Below are 234 nucleotides of genomic sequence, written 5' to 3'. Positions count from 1 at the left end.
CCCCAACCGCCGCCGCCAGGCGTCTCGACCTCGAGGCGCTGGCCCGTCTTCAGGACCACCTTGCCCTTCGGGAACTGGGGCTTGCCGTCCTTCATGACCTTTCCTGCCGATCCGCTCTGCCCTTCGACGACGCCGAAGCAGGGATGGCGGACACGCTCGGAAGCGAGATAGATGTTCATCGGGCTCTTGCCGAGGTTGCGGAGCACGACTCGCTGGCCGAGATCGTCGCGATGG

The 234-nt window shown here is 66.2% G+C and carries 1 protein-coding gene; it reads right to left on the bottom strand.

The features are described from left to right. Positions 1-234, bottom strand: a 234-nt coding sequence (locus AF337_RS18505; RefSeq protein ID WP_160320326.1) for a hydantoinase B/oxoprolinase family protein, incomplete at both ends; no start/stop codon positions are given.

The organism is Rhizobium ecuadorense, assembly GCF_001187535.1.
Lineage (GTDB): Bacteria > Pseudomonadota > Alphaproteobacteria > Rhizobiales > Rhizobiaceae > Rhizobium > Rhizobium ecuadorense.
The sequence above is the reverse complement of the archived record's forward strand: the minus strand, read 5'-3'. Positions and strand labels throughout refer to the sequence as shown.